General features: G+C 37.5%; 6 protein-coding genes. All 6 read right to left on the reverse strand.

From position 1 onward, the window contains the following. Positions 1-1,762, reverse strand: a 1,762-nt coding sequence (locus V7147_RS21225; protein ID WP_335369801.1) for an ATP-binding protein, incomplete at its 3' end; no start/stop codon positions are given. Next, a complete protein-coding gene (locus V7147_RS21230; protein WP_335369802.1) occupies positions 1,759-2,475 on the reverse strand; it encodes a response regulator transcription factor in 717 nt (238 codons plus the stop codon). The genes V7147_RS21230 and V7147_RS21225, both read right to left, overlap by 4 nt. 189 nt (positions 2,476-2,664) lie before the next feature. Continuing rightward, positions 2,665-3,837: a c-type cytochrome biogenesis protein CcsB gene (gene ccsB, locus V7147_RS21235; RefSeq protein WP_335369803.1), complete on the reverse strand. Its 1,173-nt coding sequence runs from the start codon at positions 3,835-3,837 to the stop codon at positions 2,665-2,667. A 2-nt stretch (positions 3,838-3,839) separates the two neighbouring features. Next, on the reverse strand, positions 3,840-5,489 hold the full coding sequence (locus V7147_RS21240; protein ID WP_335369804.1) for a cytochrome c biogenesis protein ResB: 1,650 nt from the start codon (positions 5,487-5,489) through the stop codon (positions 3,840-3,842). A gap of 13 nt (positions 5,490-5,502) precedes the next feature. Further along, positions 5,503-6,033 (reverse strand): thiol-disulfide oxidoreductase ResA, encoded by a 531-nt coding sequence (resA, locus tag V7147_RS21245; RefSeq protein ID WP_335369805.1) that lies wholly within the window; start codon positions 6,031-6,033, stop codon positions 5,503-5,505. Between the two features lie 148 nt (positions 6,034-6,181). Continuing rightward, the gene (gene rluB, locus V7147_RS21250) at positions 6,182-6,916 is read right to left on the reverse strand and encodes a 23S rRNA pseudouridine(2605) synthase RluB (protein ID WP_335369806.1); all 735 of its coding nucleotides are present in this window, start codon (positions 6,914-6,916) and stop codon (positions 6,182-6,184) included. Between the last annotated feature and the right edge of the window lie 185 nt (positions 6,917-7,101).

Below are 7,101 nucleotides of genomic sequence, written 5' to 3' on the forward strand. Positions count from 1 at the left end.
TGAATGTAAATGTCGTTCCTTCGCCAAGTTTACTGTGGACCGAAATATTTCCATTGTGGGCACCAATAATGTTTTTAACAATTGCAAGTCCCAATCCAGTACCAGATTTCCCTCTCGTCCTAGCCTTATCTGCCTTATAGAAACGTTCAAATACAAACGGTAGATCCTCTTCTGGAATTCCAGATCCTGTATCACTGATATCTACTTTAATTGCTGTTTCTTGCCCTGTTACATGAACCTCAACCATCCCATTTTCATCTGTATGTCTTATGGCGTTATCAATTAAGTTTGTAAATACCTGCTCAATACGGTCAGGATCCATGTGAATTTCACCGATATCTTCTTCAATTGTTGCAGATAAGGTAATTAGATTATCCTTGGCTAACCCTTGGAATTTTCGAATGACACGATTGATAAATGAATTAAAATCAATATTTTCTTTATTCAGGGTAATATGACCAGATTGCATTCTTGCAATGTCTAATAATTCGTTTACTAGTCGCCCCATCCGTAATGACTCGTCATAGATGACCTTTGTGATTTCTTTTCGTTCTTCTTCAGAACTTGCAATATCATCCATAATAGCTTCACTATATCCCTGCAGCATGGCAATCGGTGTTCTTAACTCATGTGAAACATTTGCAATAAAATCCTCACGAAGTTTATCCAAACGGCGCTCTTCTGTCATATCCCTAAGGACGGCAACGGCACCTCTAATATATGTCTGATTATAGAGTGGACTCATTAAAATAACCCATGTTCTTCCTTGAAGGCTGATTTCAATAAATTGCTCCTTTTCAAATGAAACTGCACGCTGGAATAAATCCTTAACTTCTGGCGGGAGCTCTTCACCAACATCCTGATACATGCCCTGCTGGTAATACCAAGCTTGAAGGAAGCGTTCGGCAGGTGGGTTTGTAATCAAAATCGTTCCATCCCGATTTAATGTGATAACACCATCCGCCATACTGTTTAGAATACTTGCAAGCTGCTCCTTCTCTTGATTCAGCGCATTCATATTATATTTTAATTGCCTTCCCATTTGGTTAAGTGCCAAGCCTAAAGCACCAATTTCGTCATGGGTAAGAATAGGAACCTTTGTATCAAATTTCCCTCTAGCAACTTCTGTAGCAGCTTCCCTCATTTTACGTAATGGAGCAGTGATTCGCGTCAATAAGAAAAAGGCAAAAACAGTTGTAAGAACAAGCCCAATGCCTGCTGCTAAAATTATAAATTGGGTTGTATGCTGGGTTGTCTGCTGAACATCATCTAATGATTGATAAAGAAATACAGCACCCTTTTGATCATTTTCTATATGAAGTGGAGCCCCAACAACAAATAGCTCTTCACTTTGTTTATTCACATTATAGTCTTCCGGAAGGATAATTTTTTTACTTTTGTTTTGGTCATTTGACATTACAAGTTTAAGGTCTGGATCGCCTGTTAATAGGCTAACAGGGATATTTGCGAGTGATTTCCGATCAGGTGATACCCAAAATGTATTTTCATCTGCCGCAATAATGACCTTTGTTTCATCATTCACAAGCTCCCATGCAAGTTCCCTTGCCACATCTTTATCTTCATGCTGCTCCATAACGACAGCAATATTTGCTGCTAATTGGGTTAAATTTCTTTCTGCTTCTTGGATATGATAATTCTCAAAATACTCCATGAATAAAATGGTTAAAACAAATAATACGAAGGAAAACAGTAATAGAATGGTGGCCCACAGTTTTCCTACAACACTACGCCAAAATTTCATTCCTGGCCGACCTCAAATTTATAACCAACGCCCCAAACGGTGACAATCATTTTGGCTGCATCCTGAGACACCTTATTTAATTTTTCACGCAAACGTTTAACATGGGTATCAACTGTACGTAAGTCACCGAAGAATTCGTAGTGCCATACCTCTTTTAACAATTGCTCACGGTCAAAGACTTTATCAGGTGCTTTTGCTAGGAAGCATAACAGTTCATATTCCTTTGGTGTCAGGCCAACTTCTTTTCCGTCTGCAGTGACACGATGCGCGTCATTATCAATCGTTAGATGCGGGAATACAATAACATCTTTAGCCGTTGTTTCAGTCTGTAAATAGGTTGTAAGTGAAGCTCTTCTTAATAAGGCTTTTACACGCAAAACAACTTCTCTTGGACTAAATGGCTTCACAATATAGTCATCCGTTCCCACTTCAAAACCTTGAACACGGTTTATCTCTTCACCTTTAGCAGTTAACATAATGATCGGCGTTGATTTCTTTTCACGCAACTCACGACATACCTCAATGCCGTCTTTACCTGGCATCATAAGATCTAATAGAATAAGATCATATTCATTTTTTAAAGCCTTTTCTAATGCTACATCTCCGTTGTCTGCTTCTTCTATCACATAATTTTCTCTTTCTAAATACATTTTAAGTAAACGACGAATTCTCTCCTCGTCATCGACAACTAAAATTTTTGCTTCGTTTTCCATTTTCTTATTCCTCCATTTTCTTTCCGAAAGAATATTTCTATACATCTCTATCGTACATAAAATTTTCATAATTAGCTATAACATATATCACACTTGCCTTCTAAAGCGGCAGAAAAGTCGAAAATCCGACACAAAAAAGGGAAAACAATGGATTAAAAAGCCTTCATCATCAGATGAAGGCTACTAATCTTATGCGTATGAGTGCAAACCAGCTATAACTAGATTTACGAATATCGTATTGAACATAATGATGAAGAATCCAACGACAGCCAGCCAAGCAGATTTTTGACCATGCCAGCCTTTTGAAAGTCTTAAGTGCAGGAAGGCTGCATAGAATAGCCAAGTGATAAGCGCCCATACTTCCTTTGGATCCCAGCCCCAGAAGCGCGTCCAGGCAATTTGTGCCCAAATCATAGCAAAAATTAACGCTCCCAACGTGAAAATTGGAAATCCGATTGCAACTGAACGATACCCAATTTCATCAACTAAATCTAAATTTAATCTTTTGGTTAATGGCTGTAATGCCGCACCAATTCGTCTGCGTAGGATTAAACGGATTAATCCATATAGGATTGAACCTGTAATAACCGACCAAAGAACTGAGTTAACTTTTCTAGCACTTAATAAAGCTGGTAATTCAATGCCACTAGAAAACTTGCCGTCTGTTAATAATTCACCTTCATTAGGTACGACCAATGCAGGCAATTTATACACCATCTCGGCATTAACGCCTTCTTTATCTACCCATGAGAAGACTGATTCATATTTCATCGCACCAAAGGCGGTTGTAATTGATACGAAACCTACAACAACAACGAGTATATACATAACGAATTCGAGCCAAAATGTTTCCTTGCTTTTTACAGTTTGATCTACCGATTTCAATAAATACAAGATTCCTGCAATAAAGCTTATCGAAAGAATGGCTTGACCTAATGCTGCTGTCGTAACATGAATATGCAACCATTCACTTTGCAAAGCCGGAATTAGCGGAGAGATTTCCCTCGAAAACATACTACCATATGCAATAACTAATAATGCTATTGGTAACGTAAAAAGCCCTAAAATACTTGTTTTGTATATAAAATAAATAATGATAAATGCTAGAACTAGCATCATTCCAAAGAACGTAATAAATTCAAATAAATTACTCACTGGTGCATGTCCTGATGCAATCCATCGAGTTATAAAATAACCTAACTGTGCAGCAAAGCCAATGATTGTGATGGCAATTCCGACATGTGACCATCGGTTGTACCCGTTTGTACTTTTTTTATCTCTAATTGCTCCTCCAAAAACAAAAGTTCCAACGAGATAAAGAATGAAAGCTCCAAATAGTAAATTTGAACTTAATTCAGCCATTTTTATCCCTCCTTGTTTTTCACATCAACTTGATCGATAGGTTCCGTGATTTCTGTGTCTGCCAGAACATAACGGATTTCATTTTTCAAGCCAAACCAGTTTTTATTGGTATGACCCGCAACAAGTACCTCGTTATTTTTCCGCTGTATCCAGATACGACGATGATGCCAATATGAACCTTGAATAACCCCAATCATAAAGATTGCTCCTCCTACAGCTAGTATCCATAGAGTAAAATCTCTTCTAACTGTTAATCCGGAGACGTTTTTCATTTCTATTCCTGCAAAAGCCATCTTGTATTTATTATCACCCATAGGTTCTATATTTTGTTGAATCGCAACAAAACTAATTTCCCCTTCAGGTTTATCTGGAGCATACATTTTAAATACAAATGCTGGATTATTTGGGATTTTTGTTTTAGTAGCTGGTTCACCTTTATCATTAAAAAAGAAATCAGGAAAATAACTTGCCAGCTCGATTGAGTATCCATTTCCTAAATCATACATTTCTTGTGGATCCCTTAAATTAATCGTGATGTTTCCGAATTCCTCATTGGAATCTTTGTCAATCATATTAAAGGACATTGTACTAAATTCGTTTAGTTTATAATCCACTTGGTAGAATGCATAATGGTCATGTTTTAATGGTTCATTCACACGAATTTCATGGGATTTAATTTCTTTTAATTCTGGTTCAACCCCTGGAATGATTTCGTCTGTTCGTTCGTATAACTTAACATCTGTTTGGAAGTTTTTGGCAGTCATTCCGTTCCCTGACATTTCAAGTGCCTTATCAAAGACTTCTTTTTCCTTGCCCTTCTCGTAAACTTCTAATATAAATCGTTCACTCTCTAAATAATATTTTCCATGTGTTCCTGGAACACTTGCAGTTTCTCCTTCACGTATCCAGAGTACCTCATCTACATACATTCCAGGTACAAACCGCAGCATTGCACCAATTAGAAAGATAATGAGTCCACAATGGTTTACATATGGACCCCATCTTGAGAAACGACCTTTTTCCGCTAAAATATTTCCATTTTCTTCACGGACAGAATAATGTTTCTTTCTTAATTTTTCCTTAACTGTTTCGAAATCCTTGTCGATATTTTCTACAGTGTTTTTACCATACACACGCTGTCTTTTTAAGAAGCTCTCATGACGTGTAACACCTTGTTTTTTTAATGCTTTATATAGAGGTACGACACGGTCGATACTACAAATAATTAAGGAAATACCGAGCATTGCGATAAGGATCATATACCACCAAGAACCATAAAGATTGTGGAATCCTAAAAGATAATATAATCTTCCAGTTATTCCATATTCTTGTTCGTAGAAATCAGCTGGGCTCATTGCTGGTGGGATGTATAATTCCTGAGGATAAACCGTCCCAAGTGCTGATGCAACCAAAAGCACTACGATGATCCAAATCCCAACTTTTACAGAGGAAAAGAAGTTCCAAATTTTATCAACAATTGTTTTATTATAGGTTTGAGAGCGTCTTGCACTCCCCTCATACCTCATATCAAGCAATTGCTTTTTTTCCTTATCTCCCTGTGTTTCTTCGTTTTGGACTGGTTTCCCACAAGCCTCACAAAAAATTGTACCGTGTGGATTTACATGTCCACACTCGCATTTTACATTTTCCATAAAAAATAACTCCCTATGGCTTTATTTGCTCCATATAATCACGTACCATCTTGCTTGACATCTCACCAGTAATTATCTTCACTACTTTTCCATCCTTATCGATCAACAAAGTAGTTGGCAGTGGGTCAATTCCATAGGCATTTAACAACTGGTCTCCTTTATCAATTACAACAGGAAATGTTAATTCATATTTTTCAATAAATTTATTAACACTGAATTTCGGTTCACCCACATTAATGGCGATAACCTCGACTCCCTGATCCTTGTAATCCTGATAATATGTATCAATATACGGGAATTCACGTTGACATGGCTCACACCACGTTCCCCAGAAGTTTAAAAACACGCCTTTTTCCCCTCTATACTCTGACAAATGGTGTTCCTTCCCGTTCAAGTCTGTAACGACAAAATCTGGTGCCATATCCCCGACTGCTACCTTTTCCTTACTCGTAAAGAAATTGATATACAATGTATAAACGAGCGCAGCGGCGAGAAGTAACAATATAATGGTCCGAATGACTAATCGTCGCTTTTTCTTGTTCATTGGAAATCTCCCTTTAATATAGACATATTGTGTACTTTCTTTGCCATTATAGCACTTTATAATATGATGACATTGCAAACATTTTGAAGGTTATGTGACAATTGAGAATCATTATTGTTCAACCTGTTCCCTCCAAATCAAAGATCGTTTATAAACGATTATCCTTCGTACTTGCTAAAGCCCTTAACTGTTTAACCTCATGTGGAAGCAATTCTCTGAATTCACCAGTATGTAATCCAGAAAGAGTTAAAAAGCCAAAGCGTTCTCGTTTAAGCTTCAATACTTGATGTCCAATCGCCTCGAACATTCTTTTTACCTGTCGGTTTCTTCCTTCATGAATGCTAATCTCGATAATAGACGTTTCCTTACGCTTGTCCATGGATATAAGTTTCACTCTAGCAGGAGCTGTCTTTCCATCCTCTAGTTTAACGCCTTTTTCTAATTGACGAAGCTTTTCCTTAGTTGGAATGCCTTTTATTTTTGCCACATAAACCTTCTCAATCTCATACTTCGGATGCATGAGAAGATTTGCAAACTCGCCATCATTCGTTAATAAAAGCAATCCTGTCGTATCATAATCAAGCCTTCCAACTGGATAAATACGTTCTTTAATTTCCGGAAAAAAGTCAGTTACTACCTTTCTCCCTTTATCATCATCCACACTAGAAATTACAGAACGTGGTTTATAAAATAAAAAATAAACAGGCTCTTCCCTTTCTAGTGGAATGCCGCTTACCTCGATTTTATCATTTGAGCCTACCTTAATCCCAAGCTCCTTCACAACTTTTCCATTTACCTTAACATGTCCTGCCACAATAAGCTCCTCAGCTTTTCTCCTTGAAGCAACACCTGCATGTGCAATTACTTTCTGTAGTCGTTCCATCTATGCTCACCCCTTAAACATCTTACTTGTTTCTTAGTATTTGTACAAGATAAAAACATTCTTTAGTATGTCCATTACAGTAGTTTCCTATAAAATGAAACTACGATCAGTGGGGGTTCTTCCTCATCCCCCACTCACTGATTGTTAGTTGAGGCCTACAGGATGTAGGTCACAAAGACGTTGCC

It is taken from the genome of Bacillus sp. JJ1521 (assembly GCF_036965165.1).
Classification (GTDB): domain Bacteria; phylum Bacillota; class Bacilli; order Bacillales; family Bacillaceae_L; genus Ferdinandcohnia.

Coding starts and splice junctions, on each gene's coding strand:
- V7147_RS21230 (WP_335369802.1), bottom strand. CDS start 2,475: ATGGAAAACGAAGCAAAAATTTTAGTTGTCGATGACGAGGAGAGAATT.
- ccsB (WP_335369803.1), bottom strand. CDS start 3,837: ATGGCTGAATTAAGTTCAAATTTACTATTTGGAGCTTTCATTCTTTAT.
- V7147_RS21240 (WP_335369804.1), bottom strand. CDS start 5,489: ATGGAAAATGTAAAATGCGAGTGTGGACATGTAAATCCACACGGTACA.
- resA (WP_335369805.1), bottom strand. CDS start 6,033: ATGAACAAGAAAAAGCGACGATTAGTCATTCGGACCATTATATTGTTA.
- rluB (WP_335369806.1), bottom strand. CDS start 6,916: ATGGAACGACTACAGAAAGTAATTGCACATGCAGGTGTTGCTTCAAGG.